Below are 19,669 nucleotides of genomic sequence, written 5' to 3' on the forward strand. Positions count from 1 at the left end.
TCTCCTTGATCAGGCCAGCGCAGCGCGAGCGGCTGCGAAGGCGTCGGGGGTATCCAGGTTATGGGTGGCGATGCCCTTGACGCAGCGCTTGTTCAGGCCACTCAGGACCTTGCCGGGGCCGCACTCGACGAGATCGGTCACACCCTGCTCGGACAGGCGCACCATCGACTCGACCCAGCGGACCGGGCTGTAGAGCTGAGCCAGGAGGTCGGCCTTGAGCACATCAAGATCGGTCACCACCGAGGCGCTGACGTTCTGCACCAGCGCGATCTCGGGCGCCTTCCAGTCCAGCGCCTGGACAGACTCGGCGAAACGCTCTGCAGCAGGCTTCATCAGGGCACAGTGGGACGGCACGCTCACCGGCAGCGGCATCGCACGCTTGGCACCGCGCGCCTTGCAGGCTTCGATGGCACGCTCGACAGCTGCAGCCGAACCGGCAATCACCACCTGGCCCGGCGCGTTGAAATTCACCGCACTGACCACGTCACCCTTTGCAGCCTCGGCACAAGCTGCCAGTACATCGGCATCCTCAAGACCCAGGATGGCCGCCATGCCGCCCTGTCCAGCCGGGACGGCCTGCTGCATCAACTGCCCACGGCGCTCGACGAGCTTCACGGCGTCAGCGAACTGCAGGCTGCCTGCGGCTACCAGAGCGGAGTACTCGCCCAGGCTGTGACCAGCTACATAGGCAGGACGTACGCCGCCTTCCTGCAGCCACAGGCGCCACAAGGCGATGGACGCGGTCAGGATCGCCGGCTGGGTCTTGTCGGTCTGGTTGAGGCTTTCCTCGGGACCTTGCTGGGTCAAGGCCCACAGGTCATAGCCGAGTGCTTCGGAGGCTTCGCCGAAGGTCTCTGCGACCAGGCGGCTCGAAGCGCCATGCTCGGCCAGCATGCCAAGGGACTGAGAGCCCTGGCCGGGGAAAACGAATGCGAGGGATGCGGACATTGGAACGGTTCCCGTGTTTGCCTTGTTCGATTCGCACACCTGGCGGCGCCAGGCGCAACGGACTGACAGTTGGATGACAACCCTCGGCCAGCGGTCACATCCTAGAGCAACAGATCCTCGAGCCGCCCATGGAGTCGCTGCGGCAGATTCTCCCGCACCTCGATGACGGCACGACGAATCGCACTCTGGAAACCATCCGCGCCAGCGGAGCCGTGGCTCTTCACCACGATCCCCTGCAGCCCGAGAAAGCTCGCGCCATTGTGGCGGGACGGAGCCAGGTCACCCTTGAGACGACTCAACAGCGGCAGCGCCAGCGCACCAACCAGACGGGAGCCAAGATTCTCGGTGAACAGGGACTCGATGCGCGCGGCAATCATCGCCACCAGACCTTCGCTGGACTTGAGCAGAATGTTGCCGACGAAACCATCGCAGACCACCACATCCGCCTCGCCGCGATACAGCGCATCGCCCTCGATGTAGCCGATGTAGTTCAACCCATTGGCCTGCTGAAGCAGGCTGGCCGCGAGCTTGACCTGCTGGTTGCCCTTGATGTCCTCCGTGCCGACGTTCAGCAACGCCACACGAGGGCTGCGCAATCCGAGCGCCTCAGCCGCAACGCTGCCCATCACCGCAAACTGATAGAGATGCTCGGCACTGCAATCCACATTGGCGCCCAGGTCCAGCAGGTGGCAATGGCCGCGCGCCGTGGGGATCGCAGTCACCATGGCAGGCCGATCGATTCCCGGCAGGGTCTTGAGCACATAGCGGGAAAGCGCCATCAACGCACCGGTATTGCCGGCGCTCACGCAGGCATGGGCACGCCCGGCACGGACGAGGTCCAGAGCGACACGCATGGAGGAGTCGGGCTTGCTGCGCAGCGCCTGCGAGGGGCGCTCGTCCATCGCCACCACTTCGGCAGCATGCTCGACGGACAGGCGTCGACGATCGACTCCGCTTTCGCGGGCGATGAGCTCTTCAAGGACAGGGGCTTGGCCGACAAGGACCAGATGCAAGGAGGGGAACTCAGCCAGGCAGGCAATGCTGGCCGGAACAATGCAACGGGGACCGAAGTCCCCGCCCATTGCGTCAATCGCTATAACAGAGACAGACAAGGATTACTCGTTCGAGCCCTTGTCGATCACCTTGCGACCACGGTAGAAGCCGTCCGGGGAGACGTGGTGGCGCAGGTGAACTTCACCGGTGCTCTTCTCGATGGACAGGGCATTGGCCTCGAGGGCGTCGTGGGAGCGACGCATGTCACGGGCAGAGCGGGATTTTTTGTTCTGCTGAACAGCCATAATCAATTAACTCCTAAACGTTTGGGTCACGCTTTAACTGCGCCAGTACGCTGAACGGGTTGGACCGCGGAACCTCGTCCTCGCTCGGTTCGGGCTCATCAAGCCCCGCCGGCTGCTGGCATTCCTCAGGGTCATGGGCCGGAACAATGGGCAAGGCCAGCAGAAGCTCGTCCTCGACCAGAGTCAGAAGATCCAGCGGATCCTCACCCACTTCCAGCACGTCATAGCCCTTGGGCAGTGACTGGCTGTCCGCACCCTCCTTCACCACGGCGTACGTACACTCGCTGTGGATCGGCAGCGCGACCAGCTCCAGGCAACGCTGACATACCATCTTGACCTCGACGTCGAGCTCGCTGTGGATCACCACAGTGCGCTGCTCGTCGCGCTCGAACGAAAGCCTCACGGTGACGCGACCTGCGTCATCGGAGAGGGGATCGCACAAACGCTCGAGACTGGCGAGAGGCAGCTCACCCTGGAGGGTGGCGCTGCGATCAGCCATCTTGCGCGGATCGACGTGAGTTGGAATCGGCCCATTCAACATAGGCGCGTTATTCTAGGGATGCCCCCCTGCCCTGTCAAAACAAATTCCGAACTGTCCGCCGCACGGCACGCCCGATAGAATCGCGGCATTTTTTCGCGGAGTCGATCATGACCAATCTGGTGCTCGCATCCAGCTCACCCTACCGGCGCGCCCTGCTGGAGCGCCTGGGCCTTCCCTTCACCTGGAGCGCGCCCGCCATCGATGAAACACGCCACCCGGGAGAAGGCGCCGAGCAACTGGTGCGCCGCCTCGCCGAACAGAAAGCCCGTGCCCTGGCGCACATCCATGACCAGCACCTGATCATCGGCTCCGACCAGGTTGCCGTGCTCGGCGAGCAGGTCCTGGGCAAGCCCGGCGACTTTACCCGCGCCAAGCAGCAACTCATGGCCGCAAGCGGCGCCAGCGTAAGCTTCCTGACCGGCCTCGCCCTGCTCAATACGCGAACCGGCAGCTGCCAGGTGGATTGCATCCCCTTCACCGTGCACTTCCGCAAACTGGACGAAGCCACCATCGAGCGATACCTGCAGACAGAGCAGCCCTACGACTGCGCCGGCAGCTTCAAGGCTGAAGGGCTCGGCGTCGCACTGTTCCGCACAACAGAGGGCGAGGACGCCACCAGCCTGGTTGGCCTGCCACTGATCCGCCTGGTGGACATGCTGCTCGCCGAAGGCCGACAGGTCCCCTGAAACGAAAAAGCCCGGCACAAGCCGGGCTTTTCTGGCAACTACCTGCGAGCTTCAGCGCAGCGAAGGCCCCTGGAACCCCATCCACATCGCCAACTGCTCAGCCATGCTCGCACCCAGGCGCTTGGCAAAGCGATCGAACGGCGTGTCCTGCTTCGTGTAGTCGACGATTTCCTTGGCACCGATGACCTCGCGCGCCACGTAGCTGGTGCTACCGAGCTTATCCACCAGACCAAGCTCAAGAGCCTGCTCACCGGACCAGACCAGACCGCTAAAGAGCTCGGGATGCCCATCGACCTTCAGCCGATCACCTCGCCCCTTCTTCACGCTCTCGATGAACTGGCGATGAGTGATATCCAGCACACCCTGCCAGAAGCGAGTCTCGTCGTCCTTCTGAGGCTGGAACGGATCAAGGAACGCCTTGTGCTCGCCCGAGGTATAGACACGACGCTCGACACCCAGCTTACCCATCAAGTCGACGAAGCCGAAGCTGGCCGCCGTGACACCAATGGACCCCACCAGGCTTGCCTTGTCCGCGTAGATCTCGTCCGCTGCACTGGCAATGTAGTAGGCACCAGATGCCCCAAGGTCAGTGATCACCGCATAGACTTTGGTATCGGGATGCTCACCCCGCAGCCGCCGGATCTCGTCATAGATGTAGCCCGACTGGACGGGACTGCCGCCCGGGCTGTTGATGCGCAGCACAACCCCCTTGGTCTTCGGATCCTCGAAGGCCGCCCTGAGACTACCCACGATGTTGTCGGCACTCGCAGCCTCGTTATCCGCAATCATGCCGCGAACCTCGACCAGCGCCGTATGGGTCTCACCACGCGCCGCCGTCTTCTGCAGATCGAACAACGGCGAAAACATCAGCAGCGCGCCGAACAGATAAAGGAAGGTCAGGAGCTTGAAGAAAATACCCCAGCGCCGAGCTCGCCGCTGCTCCTGAACGCCCGCCAGAACAGCCTTTTCAAGCAGCCTCCAACTCTTGTCATCACCACCAGCGGGTGCCGATGCGTTCCATTCATCAGACATGCAATTCCACCTTGTTTACCGGGTTGTTCGCGCCACCAGCCAACCAATGGCGCAGCTCATCAAAATGCTCGATTGCCAGTGTCGGCGACTCCAGCCGCAGGACATCCAGCGACTGCGCGCCATAACCAACCGCCACGCAGTCCATTGCCGCATTGCGCGCCATGCGCAGATCAAAGGGCGAGTCCCCCACCATCAGCGACGCACCGGCACTGACACCGCAATGCGCCATGATCTGGCGCAGCATCAAGGGATCAGGCTTGCTCGCCGTTTCGTCAGCGCAGCGAGTGATATCGAAGTAGCACTCCCAACCACGCCCCGCCAGGACACGATCAAGCCCGCGCCGCGTCTTGCCCGTTGCCACCGCCAGGCGATAACCAGCCTCGCGAAACGACTCCAGCGCATCTTCCACGCCCACAAAGAGCGGCGACGGGGCCGCCTCCAGATGACTGTAGTGCGACGCATAGACCTCGCGGTAGCGAGCGATCCGCTGCGGATCGGCCAGATCCGGGTAAAGCACTGCAATCGCCTCGGGCAAGCCGAGGCCGATGATTCCCTTGAGCGCCGAATCGTCCAATTGCGGCAGACCGCAAGCCTCAGCCGCCACCCGAAGGGACTCGACGATGCGCGAAATGGAGTCCACCAGGGTGCCATCCCAATCGAAGATCAGCAGCTGATAGTCAGGCACCCAACCGCTCCAGGGTCTGCGACCACATTTCATCCACTGGCGCCTCAAGACTCAGGGGCGTGCCATCCGGCAAAACCAGGGAGAGCGCATAGGCATGCAGGAACAGGCGTTTGCCGCCCAAATCGCGGATTTCCCGAGAAAAATCTTCATCGCCGTACTTGGGATCACCCGCAATGGCATGGCCGGCATGCCGGGTATGGACCCGGATCTGATGGGTACGACCGGTAATCGGGCTCGCCTCGATCAAAGTGGCGAACTCACCAAAACGCCGCAGCACGCGGAACTCGGTCAGAGCATCCTTACCCTCGTCATCCACCTCCACCATCCGCTCACCGGAGCGCAGGGTGTTCTTCAGAAGCGGTGCGCTGACTTTTTTCTTCGACGTCGGCCAACTCCCCCGAACCAGGGCGAGGTAGCGCTTATCCACGCCATCACCGCGCAGTGCTTCGTGGAGGTGACGCAACATGCTGCGCTTCTTGGCGATCATCAGCAGGCCCGAGGTATCCCGGTCCAGGCGATGGACCAGCTCTAGCTCGCGTGCATCGGGCCGCAGCTGGCGAAACGCCTCGATCACCCCATAACTGAGGCCGCTGCCGCCATGCACGGCAATGCCGGCCGGCTTGTTGAGGACAATCAGCCCCTTGTCTTCATAAACGATGGCAGCTTCGAGACGCTCCAGCAGCCCCTGGGCAACCGGTACCTGCTCATCCCGCTCCGCGAGACGCAGCGGCGGCACCCGAACTACATCGCCAGCCTGAAGCTTGTACTCAGGCTTGATGCGCCCCTTGTTCACCCGCACTTCGCCCTTGCGCAAGATGCGGTAGATCAAGGTCTTGGGGACGCCTTTCAGCTGGGTCCGGAGGAAATTATCAATACGCTGACCGGCATATTCCGGCGCAACTTCGAGCATTTGCACGCCGGAAGTTGGAGAGGAGGGAGTCGTCATGGCGGCGATCATAACAATTTTTTATGGATTTGAAGCACTTAATGATTGCTGCTATAGTCGCGAACGCCGCCAAAAGCGGCCGTGCCCCGGATGCTCGCCAAAACTGCCATCCCAGCCACGTGCAACCCATTCAGGACGTCAGGCCGTCCGTCAGAATCTTCGCTCCAGAACAGCGATCATTCGGAGAAAAAAGCCTTGAGCCATGACGCGTGACCACCCTAGGGCGGTCGCGGTAAATGCAACCCGCTACGGATTCTGCGAGCGGCACCCGATTTTCAAGGGACAAGTGTAGGGTGGAGATGCACAACCGTCGGACTGCGTAGCAGCGCTTCAACCAAGACGTTTTATTCCGTCCGCTGCCGATGGCTGATTCCTCCTCCTGATAAACGTTGCTTCTGTTACGACAACAACAGCAGCGGGAGACGTCGTCGCGACTCCGGCCAGATGGCCTGATGTCGCTGGACACGGGAGCACTAACCCGCTCCTGACACGCACCTGACACCGACCGCGAGAGTCGTGTGTGCCGGTCGCCGTTTCCGGTAGCCCCGGAAACCGACGGTACTACATGAAAAGAATGCTGATTAACGCAACTCAGCCCGAAGAGTTGCGTGTTGCCCTGGTCGACGGCCAACGCCTGTATGACCTGGACATCGAGTCGGGCGCCCGCGAACAGAAAAAGGCCAACATCTATAAAGGCCGCATCACCCGCATCGAACCCAGCCTCGAAGCCGCATTCGTCGACTTCGGTGCCGAACGTCACGGCTTCCTGCCGCTGAAAGAAATCTCCCGCGAATACTTCAAGAAGTCCCCCGAGGGCCGCGTCAACATCAAGGACGTGCTCAACGAAGGCCAGGAAGTCATCGTCCAGGTCGAGAAGGAAGAGCGCGGCAACAAGGGCGCAGCCCTCACCACCTTCATCAGCCTCGCCGGCCGCTACCTGGTGCTGATGCCGAACAACCCCCGCGCCGGCGGCATCTCCCGTCGCATTGAAGGCGAAGAGCGCAACGAACTGCGCGAAGCCCTGAATGGCCTGAACGCACCGGCCGACATGGGCCTGATCGTGCGCACCGCCGGCCTCGGCCGCTCCAGCGAGGAGCTGCAATGGGACCTCGACTACCTGCTGCAACTCTGGAGCGCCATCAAGGAAGCCTCCGGTGAGCGTGGTGCCCCCTTCCTGATCTACCAGGAAAGCAACGTCATCATCCGCGCGATCCGCGACTACCTGCGCCAGGACATCGGCGAGGTTCTGATCGACAGCGTCGAAGCCCAGGAAGAAGCCCTGAGCTTCATCCGCCAGGTGATGCCGCAGTACCAGAACAAGATCAAGCTCTACCAGGACAGCGTTCCGCTGTTCAATCGCTTCCAGATCGAGAGCCAGATCGAAACCGCCTTCCAGCGCGAAGTGAAGCTGCCCTCCGGCGGCTCCATCGTCATCGACCCGACCGAAGCCCTGGTGTCCATCGACATCAACTCGGCGCGTGCGACCAAAGGCGGTGACATCGAAGAAACCGCCCTGCAGACCAACCTGGAAGCGGCCGAGGAAATCGCCCGCCAGTTGCGCCTGCGCGACATCGGCGGCCTGATCGTCATCGACTTCATCGACATGACCCCGGCCAAGAACCAGCGCGCCGTGGAAGAAAAGGTCCGCGAAGCCCTGGAAGCCGACCGCGCCCGCGTCCAGGTCGGCCGCATCTCCCGCTTCGGCCTGCTGGAAATGTCCCGCCAGCGCCTGCGTCCGTCCCTGGGCGAGACCAGCGGCATCGTCTGCCCCCGTTGCAACGGCCAAGGCATCATCCGTGACGTCGAATCCCTGTCCCTGGCCATCCTCCGCCTGATCGAGGAAGAGGCCCTCAAGGACCGCACCGCCGAAGTCCGCGCCCAGGTCCCGATCCCGGTCGCCGCCTTCCTGCTCAACGAGAAGCGCAACAGCATCACCAAGATCGAGCTGCGCACCCGCGCACGCATCGTGATCCTGCCGAACGACCACCTGGAAACCCCGCACTTCGAAGTCCAGCGCCTGCGCGACGACAACCCGGAAGTCCTCACTGGCCTGTCCAGCTACGAGATGACCCCCACCGAAGTCGAGGAACACCACCCGGCCGCCTCCACCCGCACCCTGGTTCGCCAGGAAGCTGCCGTGAAGACCGTCGCCCCCGAGCGTCCGGCTCCCGCTCCGACCGCACCGGCCCCGATGGCACCGCCCACCGCTGCCGTTGCAGCCGCCGAACCGAGCCTGTTCAAGGGCCTGGTGAAGTCGCTGGTCAGCCTGTTCGCCGGCAAGGACGAGCCGAGCCCCGCGCCCGAGAAGGCCGCCGCCAGCGAGCGCCCCGCCCGTACCGGTGAGGAGCGTCGTAACGGCCGTCAGCAGAACCGCCGCCGCGAAGGCCGTGAAGGTCGTCGTGACGACGAGCGCAAGCCTCGCGAAGAGCGCCAGCCGCGTGAAGAACGTCAGGCTCGCGAAGACCGTCAACCGCGTGAAGAGCGCCAGCCCCGCGAAGGCCGTGAGCCGCGCGAAGAGCGCCAACCTCGTGCAGAGCGCGCCCCGCGCGAAGAACGCCAGCCCCGTGAGGAGCGCCAGCCGCGTGAAGAACGCCAGGCCCGCGAGGAACGCCAACCCCGCGAAGAGCGTCAGCCCCGTGAGGAGCGCCAGCCCCGCGAAGCCCGTGAGCCGCGTGAAGGCCAGGAGAACCGCCGCGAGCGTGGTGAGCGTCCGCCCCGTGAAGAGCGCCAACCGCGCCCCGAGCAGGCTGCCGCCGCCCCGAGCGAAGAAGAACTGCTGAACGACAGCGAAGAGCTGCTGGACGACGGCCAGGAAGGCGCGGACGGCGAACGCCCCCGTCGTCGCTCCCGCGGCCAACGCCGCCGCAGCAACCGCCGCGAGCGTCAGCGTGAAGTGAATGGCGACGAGTCGCTGGACGGTAATGAAGAAGCAGAAGGCGATGCCGAGCAGGCCAACGAGCCCTCCGAAGCCGCCGTGGTTGCAGCGGTCGCCGCCGGCTCCGTAATCGCCGTCGAAGCCGCCAGCCAAGCAGCAGAGGCAGCCGAGGTCGAGCCGCAAGCGAACGCCGTCAGCGAAACCACCGAGCAGCAGGCCAGCCTGGAGCTGATCCAGCCGCAAGACGCGCCGCAAGCGAACGAACCGGCCACTGCCGTGACCGAGCAGAGCGAAAGCGCCGAAGTGGCCAGCGAGCCTCAGGCCCAGCCGGCTGAAGTCGCCGAAGCTGCCGTCGAGCCCCAGGCCGAAGCCGCCGAGTCTCAGCCGGAACCCGTGGCAGAGGTCGTAGCCGAGCCCGCTCCGAGCGTCGAAGCTGCCCCCGCTGCCAGCGTGAGCAGCACCGGCCGCGCGCCCAACGATCCTCGCGAGGTTCGTCGTCGCCAGCAGGAGGCCGAGCGCCTGGCTCGTGAAGCCGCTGCCGCCGCTGCCGCCGCCCCGGTCGAAGCCGAGGCTGCACCTGCGGTGGTCGAGGAGCCGGTCGTGGCCGAAGCCCCTGCCGAGGCACAAGCTCAGCCGACCGAAGAGGCCGCACCGGCCGCCGAAGCTGAAGCCGTCCAGGCCGAGGCCCAGGCAGAAGAAGCCGCAACCGTCGAAGCCGAGCAACCTGCTGCAGAACAGCAGGCCAGCGAGGAAGAGAAGGACAAGCCGACCGTCTGAGGCCTGCTTGCTCCATGAAGAAGGGACGCCAATGGCGTCCCTTTTTTCATGCCTCTTTCACAGCAATGAGCCCTCTCAGACTGGACAGCTCGTTAAGCACCCTCCCCCTTCGCCGCTGCGAGCAGGTTCAGGCCGGCTCCAGCAGCACCTGTCTCACCGCTTCCGGCTGCGCCACCCCAGGCTCCAACAAGGCCTCCATGCGCTCACGGGTCAGTTCCATGAGCATCCCGAGACGTGCCACGTCGTACTGACTGGCATCGATCGGCTCACCAACATGCACGGAAACCGGCAGCCCCAGGTTGAAACGCCAGGAGCGCGCCGGCAGCACCCGATGAATGCCACGAATGGCCATCGGCACGATCACCGCATCGGTATCCAGGGCCAGGTGGAAGCAGCCCTTCTTGAATGGCTGCAACCGACCATCCGGGGAACGCGTCCCCTCCGGCGCGGCCCACAGCACAATGCCGCTTTCCATCATGGCGCGCGCCTTGGCCAGGTCCTCCAGCGCCTGTCGCCGGTTGTGCCGGTCAATGAACGGGAATTCCGCCGCCTTCATCGCCGCGCCCAGGAAAGGCACGCGGGAGAGCTCCTGCTTGGCCAGCATGCGGATGGAGCCCGGCAGCGCCACGAAAGAGGCCGGAATGTCGTAGTGGCTGGAGTGATTGCAGAGGATCAGGTAGCGCCGGCCATCATTGAAATCCGGCCACTGCCCATGGACCGACAGGCGAACCTGCACCAGGCGCAGCAGCCCGCGTGACCAGGCCCGCGTGAAACCGTCCACACGCTGGCGGTCCAGGCGCCGCAAGAACGCCAGCCACAGGACAAGGCAGCAGAAATACAGGGTCCAGAGCACCGAACCGACCACCACGCCGACGCGGCGTGCCAGGGTGGCGCTCTGGGCGAATGAATGCAGGTTTGGCATCGTGGCCCTCCCATCTCGTGTTCATCCGCGCGACGCAACGCGCGATCGTTCCTTATGATGCGCATCGTCATCAATTCGACACAGGAGACCGTCATGCCCCTCGCGCAACTGATCCGCCCTGATGAACTGGCGTCTCGACTGGGAGAGTCCGGCCTGGTGATCCTCGATTGCCGCTTCGCCCTGGACGATCCGTCCTACGGCCAGCGCAGCCATGCCGAGGGGCATATCCCGGGCGCCCATTTCGCCGACCTCGAGCGTGACCTCTCCGCCCCCGTGCAACCGGGCATCACCGGACGCCACCCGCTGCCGGAGGCGGATCGACTGGTCGCCGCCCTGCGCCGCTGGGGCGTGGATAACGCCAGCACGATCGTGCTGTATGACGATGGCCCCGGTGCCTTCGCCGCCCGCGCCTGGTGGCTGCTCGCCTGGCTGGGCAAGCGCGATGGCGTCTACCTGCTCGACGGCGGCCTGAAGGCCTGGCGCGAAGCCGGCCTGCCCCTGGATACGGAGCAGCCCACCGAGCGCACCGGCAGTTTCACCGGCACCCCCGACTCCAGCCTGGTGCTGGATGCCCGTCAGCTCCAGGCTCGCCTCGACTCCCACGCACTCACCCTGCTGGACGCCCGTGCCCTGCCGCGCTTCAAGGGCGAGGTGGAGCCCATCGACCCCGTCGCCGGGCACATCCCCGGAGCCCAGTGCGCCGCCTTCAACGACAACCTCGGTGCCGACGGCCGCTTCCTGCCTGCCCAGGCCCTGCGCCAGCGCTTCCAGGCCTTCCTCGCCGACAACCCAGCAGACAGCCTCGTGGCCTACTGCGGCTCCGGCGTCACCGCCTGCCACAACCTGTTCGCCCTGAGCCTTGCCGGCTACCCGCTCGCACCGCTCTACGCAGGCTCCTGGAGCGAATGGATAACCGACCCCACCCGCCCCGTGGCCACCGGCCCGTGATCCCGGCCGCCCGCCATACCGGGCGGCCTACTCCGCAGCCTGTTAATGACTGCCTGGCATATGGCGCCTGGCGCAAGACGCCAAACAGTTTAAAAACAGGCCTTTACAGCACCTTTATCCCACTACACTTCAAATCGAGCGGCTAACCCCGCTCCCGGCGGGGTCCTTTCCCAGAACGAGAAGCTGCCACACGCCTCCGACCCCGCCGGCACCTTCCGCGAGGGCATCATGGGCATAGCCGCACACGATCTCTGCCAACACGTCATCCGCCCCACCCTGGCCTACCTGCAACGCCCCTCCCCCACGGCCGAAGTGCTCTTGCTCGGCGCCGCCGCGTGCCAGTCCGACCTTGGCACGGCCCTGGGGGATCGCGCCGGCTACGGCCTCTACCACATCAGCGAAGCCCACCACAGCCAGCTCTGGGACCAGCACCTGGCCCGCGATCCGGACCTGGCCAGCCTGGTGCGAGGCCTGGCCAGCCAGCATGCCTTCCTGGGCGCTCCCCACCTGGAGCTCGCGGTGAACCTGCGCTACGCCACCGCCATCGCCTGGCTGCTGGTGGAAAGCGAAGTCCTCGTGATGCCCTCGGCGGATGACTGGCCGGGCATGGCGGATGTCTGGCGGCGCGTATTCAACCCGCAGGGAAATCCCAGCGATTACCTCGCTGCCTGGAATCGCTGCGTAGGACTTCCTCAACAGGCTGCCTAGGACAAATCGATCACTGACCAATCAGTCAGGAACGAGCGTCCAAGGCTTTTTGCACGAAGCGTGAAATTAGCGGCAATTTGCCACACGAAAGCCTCTAGAACGCCGATTTAGCGGGAACTCAACGTGGCTGGAAAGGGTCTGGAAATCCTGCTAGTTTCCGCCCCCTGCCTTACCAGACCCAGGAGTCAACCGTGATCACAAGAATCATAAAGACCAGCCTCGCTCTCGCTGTTGCCGGCGCATCCACCTACAGCCTCGCCGGCGGTTTCGCCATCAACGAACAGAGCGTGAGCGGTATGGGTACTGCCTTCGCCGGCCGCTCCTCCTCGGCCGACGATGCCTCCACCGTCTTCGGCAACCCCGCCGGCATGTCGCGCCTCAAGCGCGAACAGGTCAGCGGCGGTGTCGCCCTGCTGGACGCCAAGACCGACATCGACCATGGCCGCGGCTCCGTATCGGGCAGCAATGACGGCGACATGGTCCCGTTCATCGGCGTGCCCATGGGCTACTACGTCAAACCCATCGACGACAAATGGACCTTCGGCCTCGGCATGTACGTGCCCTTCGGCCTGGTGACCGACTATGAGAAGGGCTTCCAGGGCCGCTACTACGGCACCCGCAGCGAAGTCCGCGTGGTCACCCTGCAGCCCACCGTCAGCTACAAGATCAACGACCAGCTCTCCGTCGGCTTCGGCCCCACCATCAACCGCATCGACGGCGAGCTGACCTCCGCCACGCTCAATCCATCTAGCCCAGGTAGCAACGATGGCAAGGTCAAGATCAAGGGTGATGACACTGCCTTGGGCTACAACGTAGGCGTGCTGTTCGAAGCCACCCCCAGCACCCGCCTCGGCCTGACCTACCACTCGATGGTCGACTACAAGCTGGAAGGTGATACCCAGATTTCCGGAACCGGCTTTGGCCCCTTTGCCGGCAGCAAGTACGACGCCTCGCTGAAACTGAAAACCCCCGAGTCGGTCGACTTCTCCGTCACCCACAACCTGAATGCCGACTGGACCCTCTATGCCGGCACCACCTGGACCCGGTGGAGCCGCCTGAAAGACATCACGGTCAACAACAAGGGGGTTCAGGCGCCGCTGGCAGGTCGTATCGGCACCATCACCGAAGAACAGAACTGGCGCGACACCTGGTCCTACGCCGTCGGCGCAGCCTACAAGCTGAACCGCGAGTGGACCCTGCGTGCCGGCCTGGCCTACGACCAGAGCCCGACCCGCAACGAGTACCGCTCCCCGCGCATCCCCACCGATGACCGCAAGATCCTCAGCCTCGGTGCCGCCTGGAGCCCCAACGACGACTGGACCGTGGACCTCGCCTACTCCTACCTGAAGGAAGACGACGCCACCATCAACCAGAGCAGCAGCACCAAAGGCAGCTACTCCTCCACCTACAAGAACAGCGCCCACGGCCTGGGCGCCCAGGTCACCTACCGCTTCTGACCTGAACCCCGGCGGCCGTCGCTGCCGGGGTACACCCCAAAACGAAAACGCTGCGATCCCCTCTCGGGTATCGCGGCGTTTTCATGTGCGCCCGGGGTGACGCATCACTCCGGGCAGCAGCCACCGTCAGGACTTCGGCGGCTCTTCGCGGTTCAGATCCATCACCGTCGCAGCAGGTTCGACCGGCTTGCTCGGCTGCACCACCGGTGCCACCTCCGGCTGGACCGGCTCGGCCGCCTGCGGCGCTTCCTTCTTCTTGCCGCGGACACGGGCAATGACCCAGCCACCGATGGCGATCGGCACCCAGAAGAACTTCTTCAGCAGCACCAGCAGGATGGCCAGCAGGCCGGTCTTGGCGGCGACCTTGCCCGCGATCAGCGCGCCCAGGCCGTAGGCCGCGACCTTGTCCAGGTCCGGGTTGAAGTCGGCGTAGCGGTTGCCCGGGTTGAACTCGGTCATCGCCAGCACCGCCGGCAGGTTCTGCTCGATGGTCGGCAGTTGGTCCATGTTGGCGATGAAGTTCAGCACCAGCACGCCCTTACGGCCCAGCACGCGAATGTTGTAGTTCAGGGTGTGGGTTTCGGAATCGCCGAACTTCAGCTCCTTGGCCCAGTGCAGCTTGCGGCCATTGGCGTCATAGCGCGGCTGGGAGGCCCAGCCGATCAGCTGCACCGGCTCGTAGCCGTTCTCGGCGCGCCACTTGTTGTCTTCCTTGGTGTCGTCCTTCATGCCTTGCAGCATCTCGTTGTAGTCGATGTCGCTGGCATCCTCGTCGGAGACATAGCCGCTCTCCTCGTACTCGATGGTCACGGCCCAGGATTCATCGGCCAGCGGAGAAATGCCCTTGGGCAGGATCATGCCCAGCGGCTCCTCGGCATCCGGCGGGTTGCCCCAGGCCTCCACCAGCACGCGCTCGGCGTCCTTGCCGTCCAGGTAGACGAATTGCTCGGGTACATCCAGGGTGGCCAGGTTGTCACCGATCACCACCTTGCCCTGCTTGAAGTTCAGGCTGTTGAGGAACTCTTCCTCGCTGATGCCCTGCTCTTCATCGGCACCCTCGTCCGTAGCCTGTTCGGCCTGGGCGGCGTTCTCTTCAACGGGGGCAGCCGGCTTGGCGGCAAAAGCGGTGGGAATGGCGGCGGCCAGCAGTCCGGCCAGGATCAGGTCCTTGATCGACATGGGTGTCTCCAGGAGAGGGGGTGAAAAACAGGCCGCGAACCCTATCACAGGAACGCCACGCAAACCGGAACCAGCCGAAAGATTCTGAAACACACTCCCGGCTGATCAGCCTTTTCGCCCCCTCGCCGGGTCAGGGCTTGCTGTCCAGCGCCTGGCGGATCGCCTTCTGCAGGTCCTCGTCATCCGGGCTGGTGAGGCTGGAGAAATGCGCCACCACCTTGCCCTGGCGGTCCACCACGTACTTGTAGAAGTTCCAGCGTGGCGCCTGCCCGGACTGCTCGATCAGCTCGCGGTAGAGCGGCGTCGCCTCGTCACCGGTCACGTGCTGCGGCTCGGTCATGGTGAAGGTCACGCCGTAGTTCACGTAGCAGACCTTCGCGGTCTCCTCCGTATTCGCCGCCTCCTGCTTGAAGTCATCCGAAGGCACGCCCAGCACCTCGAAGCCCTCGGCCTTGTAGCGCTGGTACAGCGCTTCCAGCCCCTTGAACTGCGGGGTGAAACCGCAGTGGCTGGCGGTGTTGACGATCAGCAGCGGCTTGCCGGCGAAGCGCTCGCACAGGTCCACCGTCGCCTTGGCCCGCAACTGCGGCAGGCTGTGCTGCAACAGCGGTGGGCACTCCGCCGCCACGGCGGGCAAGGTGAACAGGGCGAGCAGGGGCACGGCGAACAGGCGTTTCATGGCAGGCATCCTCGGGCACGCGGCGGGTCAAGCGGTGCAGCAAGGCTAGCGCCGGGCCCGCCGGCCGGCAATCAGCACAGGCTCATGTTCAGCTGCAGCAGCGCCAGGCCGCCGCGCTGCCAACCCCACCAGGCCAGCGCGGTCAGGCCCAGCACCAGGGCCGCCACGGCGACCAGCGCCAGGCGCGCCCTCACACCGCCACCTGCAGGCGCGCCACCGGCTGCTCGCGGATCGGCCAGTTCAGCGCGGCCGCCATCAGGCTGAGCAGGATGGAGATCTGCCACACCACCTCGTAGCTGCCGGTGTGGTCGTACAGGTAGCCGCCCAGCCAGCCACCGAGGAAGGCCCCGAGCTGGTGGAAGAGGAACACGATGCCGCCCAGCATCGACAGGTTGCGCACCCCGAACAGGGTCGCCACCGTGCCGTTGGTCAGCGGCACCGTCGACAGCCACAAGAGCCCCATCGCCATGCCGAAGGCGTAGGCGCTCCACACCGACAGCGGCATATAGAGGAAGGCCAGGATCACCACTGCCCGCAGCAGGTACAGCACGGTCAGCAGCCGAGGCTTGGCCAGGCGCCCGCCCAGCCAGCCGGCGATGTAGGTGCCGAACACATTGAACAGCCCCACCAGTGCCAGCACCGTAGTGCCCACGGTCGCCGGCAGGTGCTGGTCCACCAGGTAGGCCGGCAGGTGAACGCCGATGAACACCACCTGGAACCCGCAGACGAAGAAGCCCAGCGACAACAGCCAGAACCCCCGGTGCGCCGCCGCCTCGCGCAGCGCCTCGGCCAGGCTCTGCTCCGGCCCCTTGCTGGGCAACGGACGGTCCTTGAGCATCCCCGCCAGCGGCACGATCAACGCCACCAGCAGCCCCAGCGCCAGCAGCGCCGACGACCAGCCCAGCCAACTGATCAACCCCTGGGAGCCCGGCAGCATGGCGAACTGGCCGAACGAACCGGCTGCCGCCGCAATGCCCATGGCCATGCTGCGCTGCTCCATCGGCACCGCACGCCCGACCACCCCGAGGATCACCGAGAACGATGTCCCCGACAGCCCGATGCCAATCAGCAGCCCCGCACTGGCCGAGAGCTGCAGCGGCGTATGGGACAGGCTCATCAGCACCAGCCCAAGCGCATAGAGCACACCGCCCACCACCACAGCCCGCGTCGCACCGAAGCGGTCGGCCAGGGCCCCGGTGAAGGGCTGCGACAGCCCCCAGATCAGGTTCTGCAGCGCAATGGCAAAGGCGAACACCTCCCGCCCCCAGCCGAACTCCCCGCTCATCGGGGCCAGGAACAGGCCGAAGCCGTGGCGGATGCCCAGCGACAGCGCCAGGATCAGCGACGCCCCCAGCAACACCCAGCCACTCGTGCGCCACATCGAATTCATTGCATGTCCTCTACGGGCAGGCACCCGCGTTATCGCGAAACAGTCAGTCCAGGGATTCCACGTCACCCAGCAGGGCCATCAGCGCATCGCGCTGCCCCTCGCCCAGGCGCTCAACCATCCGTCGCTGCACCGACTCCCAGGCAGGCAGCGCCAAGGCGACACAGGCCTGGCCTTCAGCGGTCAGGAACGCCACGCGGTTGCGCTGGTCCTCGCCCTCGCCCAGCCCGACCAGGCCCTTGCCCTCCAGCACCCTCAGGTTGCGGCCCAGGGTGCTGCGGTCCAGCGCAAGCGCCTCCGCCAGGTCGGTGATGCTCGGCCGATCCAGCCGCTGCAGGTTCCTCAGCAGCGAATACTGGGCGACGTTGATCCCGGCGAATTCGAGCGCCTCGTCGTAGATACGGGTCAGGTTGCGGCTGGCGCGGCGCAGCCGCGTGCACAGGCAGGGGGAAGTCGACATGAATGCGTGTATATACCCGCATCAAGGAAAGCGTCAACGAAAACCGCAACCGCCGGCCGGTATTGTCCGAACTGCCAGACGCCCCCGTTCCCGCTGCCAAGGCCGACATGGCCGGTGCGCCGTATAACTCGGCGCGACTGCCACCTGCCTGCCGAGGTCCCGATGCCCAGCTACAAGGCGCCCCTGCGCGACACCCGTTTCCTGCTCAACGAAGTCTTCGACTTCCCCGCCCACTACCGCAGCCTCGCCAACGGCCAGGACGCCACCCCCGACATGGTCGACGCCATCCTCGGCGAGTGCGCGAAGCTCTGCGAGGAAGTCATCGCCCCGCTCTACCACTCAGGCGACGAGGAAGGCTGCCACCTGGAGAACGGCGAAGTGCGCACGCCCAAGGGCTACAAGGAGGCCTACGACGCCTACGTCGCCGGCGGCTGGCAGGGCCTTTCGCACCCGGTGGAATACGGCGGCCAGGGCCTGCCCATGAGCCTCGGCGCTCTCAAGCAGGAGATGCTCGGCACCGCCAACTGGCCCTTCTCCATGTACCCCGGCCTCTCCCTCGGCGCCATGAACACCCTCATGCAGCACGGCACCGAGGAACAGAAACGCACCTACCTCACCCCGCTCACCGAAGGCCGCTGGGCAGGCACCATGTGCCTCACCGAGCCCCAGTGCGGCACCGACCTGGGCCAGGTGAAGACCCGCGCCGACGCCAACGCCGACGGCAGCTACGCCCTCACCGGCACCAAGATCTTCATCTCCTCCGGGGACCACGACCTCACCGAGAACATCATCCACATCGTCCTCGCCCGCCTGCCCGACGCGCCCAAGGGCACCCGCGGCATCTCCCTGTTCATCGTGCCCAAGTTCCTCCCCGGCGCCGACGGCGGCCTCGGCCCGCGCAACGGCGTCAGCTGCGGCGCGCTGGAGAAGAAGATGGGGATCAAGGCCTCGGCCACCTGCGTGATGAACTTCGACGGCGCCACTGGCTACCTCATCGGCCCGCCGAACAAGGGCCTGGAATGCATGTTCACCTTCATGAACAGCGCCCGCATCGGCACCGCCATCCAGGGCGTCGCCACCGCCGAACTGGCCTACCAGGGCGCCCTCGCCTACGCCCGCGAACGCCGCTCCATGCGCGCCCTCTCCGGCACCAAGGAGCCGGGCGAGGTGGCCGACGTGCTGATGCACCACGGTGACGTGCGGCGCATGCTGCTGACCCAGAAGGCCATCGCCGAAGGCGGCCGCGCGCTGGTCTACCTCGCCACCCAGTACGCCGACCGCATGATCGAAGGCATCCTGCAGAACGACACCGGCAAGTACGAACACTGGGACGACAAGCTCGGCTTCCTCACCCCCATCCTCAAGGGCTGCCTCACCGAACTGGGCCTGGAGAGCGCCAACCTCGGCATGCAGGTGTTCGGCGGCCACGGCTACATCCGCGAGCACGGCATGGAGCAGATCGTCCGCGACGCCCGCATCGCCACCCTCTACGAAGGCACCACCGGCATCCAGGCCCTCGACCTGCTCGGCCGCAAGGTGCTGCTGATGACCCAGGGCAAGGCCGTGCGCGACTTCACCGGGCAGATGGCCCGCTTCGCCGTGGACCTGATCAAGCAGGAGCCCGCCATGCGCGGCCGCGCCCTCACCCTGCTCAAGCTCGCCGGGCAGTGGAACGTCCTGACCCTGCGCATCGCCCTGCGCGCCCGCAAGGACCGCGACCTGGTGGGCACCGCCAGCCACGACTTCCTCATGTACGCCGGCTACGCCGCCCTTGCCTACGCCTGGGCCCTGCAGGAAGCCGCCGCCCGCCGCCACCTGCGTGAAGGCGGCAGCGAGTCCGAGGACTTCTACCGCGCCAAGCTGGCCACCAGCGACTTCTACTTCGACCGCCTGCTGCCCCGCGCCAAGGGCCACGCCGCCGCCATGACCAAGCCCACCGGCTCGGTGATGGGCCTGCCGGGGGAGCATTTCGTCTTCGAATGAGGCACCGGGTGGGGCATCGCCCCAGGCGCTCCCGGCGGGAGGCCTGGGGCAGACGACGCCAGGCCTTCAGCTATCCCCATGAAATCTCGCCGTCATACAGCTGATGTTTCTTACAGCGGACGAAACGGACGAAGCCTTAGCCGGTCCGCCAACGGGTG

Annotated in this window: 19 protein-coding genes; 6 read left to right on the forward strand and 13 right to left on the reverse strand. The window is 65.2% G+C overall.

Translation table 11 applies throughout. The features are described 5' to 3' along the window. Nucleotides 1–9 precede the first annotated feature (9 nt). From fabD to PotMrB4_RS20315, 4 genes are all read right to left on the reverse strand, one after another. Nucleotides 10–948 (reverse strand): ACP S-malonyltransferase, encoded by a 939-nt coding sequence (gene fabD, locus PotMrB4_RS20300; protein WP_172434322.1) that lies wholly within the window; start codon nucleotides 946–948, stop codon nucleotides 10–12. 101 nt (nucleotides 949–1,049) lie between these two features. Further along, a complete protein-coding gene (gene plsX / locus PotMrB4_RS20305) occupies nucleotides 1,050–2,060 on the reverse strand; it encodes a phosphate acyltransferase PlsX (RefSeq protein WP_074970096.1) in 1,011 nt (336 codons plus the stop codon). A gap of 3 nt (nucleotides 2,061–2,063) precedes the next feature. Beyond that, nucleotides 2,064–2,246 (reverse strand): 50S ribosomal protein L32, encoded by a 183-nt coding sequence (gene rpmF / locus PotMrB4_RS20310; protein WP_044412415.1) that lies wholly within the window; start codon nucleotides 2,244–2,246, stop codon nucleotides 2,064–2,066. A 13-nt stretch (nucleotides 2,247–2,259) separates the two neighbouring features. Beyond that, complete coding sequence (locus PotMrB4_RS20315) at nucleotides 2,260–2,787, reverse strand: YceD family protein (protein WP_044412418.1); 528 nt, start codon at nucleotides 2,785–2,787, stop codon at nucleotides 2,260–2,262. A gap of 107 nt (nucleotides 2,788–2,894) precedes the next feature. Here PotMrB4_RS20315 and PotMrB4_RS20320 point away from each other — a divergent pair, with 107 nt between their 5' ends. Beyond that, entirely contained in the window at nucleotides 2,895–3,473 is a 579-nt protein-coding gene (locus PotMrB4_RS20320) for a Maf family protein (RefSeq protein WP_172434323.1), read from the forward strand. Nucleotides 3,474–3,524: 51 nt separating this feature from the next. On the opposite strand, the gene sppA is transcribed toward PotMrB4_RS20320, so the two are convergent. From sppA to rluC, 3 genes are read right to left on the reverse strand one after another with little or no spacing between them, the layout of a single operon-like run. Beyond that, entirely contained in the window at nucleotides 3,525–4,505 is a 981-nt protein-coding gene (gene sppA / locus PotMrB4_RS20325; RefSeq protein ID WP_172434324.1) for a signal peptide peptidase SppA, read from the reverse strand. After that, complete coding sequence (locus PotMrB4_RS20330; protein ID WP_172434325.1) at nucleotides 4,498–5,190, reverse strand: HAD-IA family hydrolase; 693 nt, start codon at nucleotides 5,188–5,190, stop codon at nucleotides 4,498–4,500. Before PotMrB4_RS20330 ends, sppA begins: the two co-directional genes overlap by 8 nt. Continuing rightward, nucleotides 5,183–6,136: a 23S rRNA pseudouridine(955/2504/2580) synthase RluC gene (gene rluC / locus PotMrB4_RS20335; RefSeq protein WP_172435128.1), complete on the reverse strand. Its 954-nt coding sequence runs from the start codon at nucleotides 6,134–6,136 to the stop codon at nucleotides 5,183–5,185. Before rluC ends, PotMrB4_RS20330 begins: the two co-directional genes overlap by 8 nt. A 565-nt stretch (nucleotides 6,137–6,701) precedes the next feature. Here rluC and rne point away from each other — a divergent pair. Next, nucleotides 6,702–9,788 carry a ribonuclease E gene (gene rne / locus PotMrB4_RS20340; RefSeq protein ID WP_172434326.1) on the forward strand — a complete coding sequence of 1,029 codons (3,087 nt, stop codon included), beginning with the start codon at nucleotides 6,702–6,704 and terminating at the stop codon, nucleotides 9,786–9,788. Between the two features lie 127 nt (nucleotides 9,789–9,915). On the opposite strand, the gene PotMrB4_RS20345 is transcribed toward rne, so the two are convergent. Then, complete coding sequence (locus PotMrB4_RS20345; protein ID WP_172434327.1) at nucleotides 9,916–10,710, reverse strand: lysophospholipid acyltransferase family protein; 795 nt, start codon at nucleotides 10,708–10,710, stop codon at nucleotides 9,916–9,918. Between the two features lie 93 nt (nucleotides 10,711–10,803). Here PotMrB4_RS20345 and PotMrB4_RS20350 point away from each other — a divergent pair, with 93 nt between their 5' ends. The 3 genes from PotMrB4_RS20350 (at nucleotide 10,804) to PotMrB4_RS20360 (ending at nucleotide 13,823) form a co-directional block, all read left to right on the forward strand. Beyond that, complete coding sequence (locus PotMrB4_RS20350) at nucleotides 10,804–11,658, forward strand: sulfurtransferase (protein ID WP_172434328.1); 855 nt, start codon at nucleotides 10,804–10,806, stop codon at nucleotides 11,656–11,658. Between the two features lie 228 nt (nucleotides 11,659–11,886). Continuing rightward, nucleotides 11,887–12,366: a hypothetical protein gene (locus PotMrB4_RS20355; protein WP_172434329.1), complete on the forward strand. Its 480-nt coding sequence runs from the start codon at nucleotides 11,887–11,889 to the stop codon at nucleotides 12,364–12,366. Between the two features lie 191 nt (nucleotides 12,367–12,557). Further along, entirely contained in the window at nucleotides 12,558–13,823 is a 1,266-nt protein-coding gene (locus PotMrB4_RS20360; RefSeq protein WP_394354005.1) for an OmpP1/FadL family transporter, read from the forward strand. Between the two features lie 126 nt (nucleotides 13,824–13,949). Here the strand turns inward: PotMrB4_RS20360 and PotMrB4_RS20365 are convergent, their stop codons facing one another. The 5 genes from PotMrB4_RS20365 to PotMrB4_RS20380 form a co-directional block, all read right to left on the reverse strand. Further along, nucleotides 13,950–15,002 carry a DUF2167 domain-containing protein gene (locus tag PotMrB4_RS20365; RefSeq protein ID WP_172434330.1) on the reverse strand — a complete coding sequence of 351 codons (1,053 nt, stop codon included), beginning with the start codon at nucleotides 15,000–15,002 and terminating at the stop codon, nucleotides 13,950–13,952. 130 nt (nucleotides 15,003–15,132) lie between these two features. After that, nucleotides 15,133–15,681, reverse strand: coding sequence for a glutathione peroxidase (locus PotMrB4_RS20370; protein ID WP_074970080.1), 549 nt, complete (start codon nucleotides 15,679–15,681; stop codon nucleotides 15,133–15,135). Nucleotides 15,682–15,752: 71 nt separating this feature from the next. Continuing rightward, entirely contained in the window at nucleotides 15,753–15,875 is a 123-nt protein-coding gene (locus PotMrB4_RS28425) for a hypothetical protein (RefSeq protein WP_260845423.1), read from the reverse strand. After that, complete coding sequence (locus tag PotMrB4_RS20375; protein ID WP_139233616.1) at nucleotides 15,872–17,062, reverse strand: MFS transporter; 1,191 nt, start codon at nucleotides 17,060–17,062, stop codon at nucleotides 15,872–15,874. Before PotMrB4_RS20375 ends, PotMrB4_RS28425 begins: the two co-directional genes overlap by 4 nt. Before the next feature lie 52 nt (nucleotides 17,063–17,114). Then, nucleotides 17,115–17,528 carry a MarR family winged helix-turn-helix transcriptional regulator gene (locus PotMrB4_RS20380; protein WP_044412450.1) on the reverse strand — a complete coding sequence of 138 codons (414 nt, stop codon included), beginning with the start codon at nucleotides 17,526–17,528 and terminating at the stop codon, nucleotides 17,115–17,117. 162 nt (nucleotides 17,529–17,690) lie between these two features. On the opposite strand from PotMrB4_RS20380, the gene PotMrB4_RS20385 reads away from it, so the two are divergent. Then, nucleotides 17,691–19,511, forward strand: a complete 1,821-nt coding sequence (locus PotMrB4_RS20385) for an acyl-CoA dehydrogenase C-terminal domain-containing protein (RefSeq protein ID WP_074970074.1) — start codon at nucleotides 17,691–17,693, stop codon at nucleotides 19,509–19,511. Nucleotides 19,512–19,669: the final 158 nt, after the last annotated feature.

Origin of the sequence: Metapseudomonas otitidis, from assembly GCF_011397855.1 — a bacterium.
Lineage (GTDB): Bacteria > Pseudomonadota > Gammaproteobacteria > Pseudomonadales > Pseudomonadaceae > Metapseudomonas > Metapseudomonas otitidis.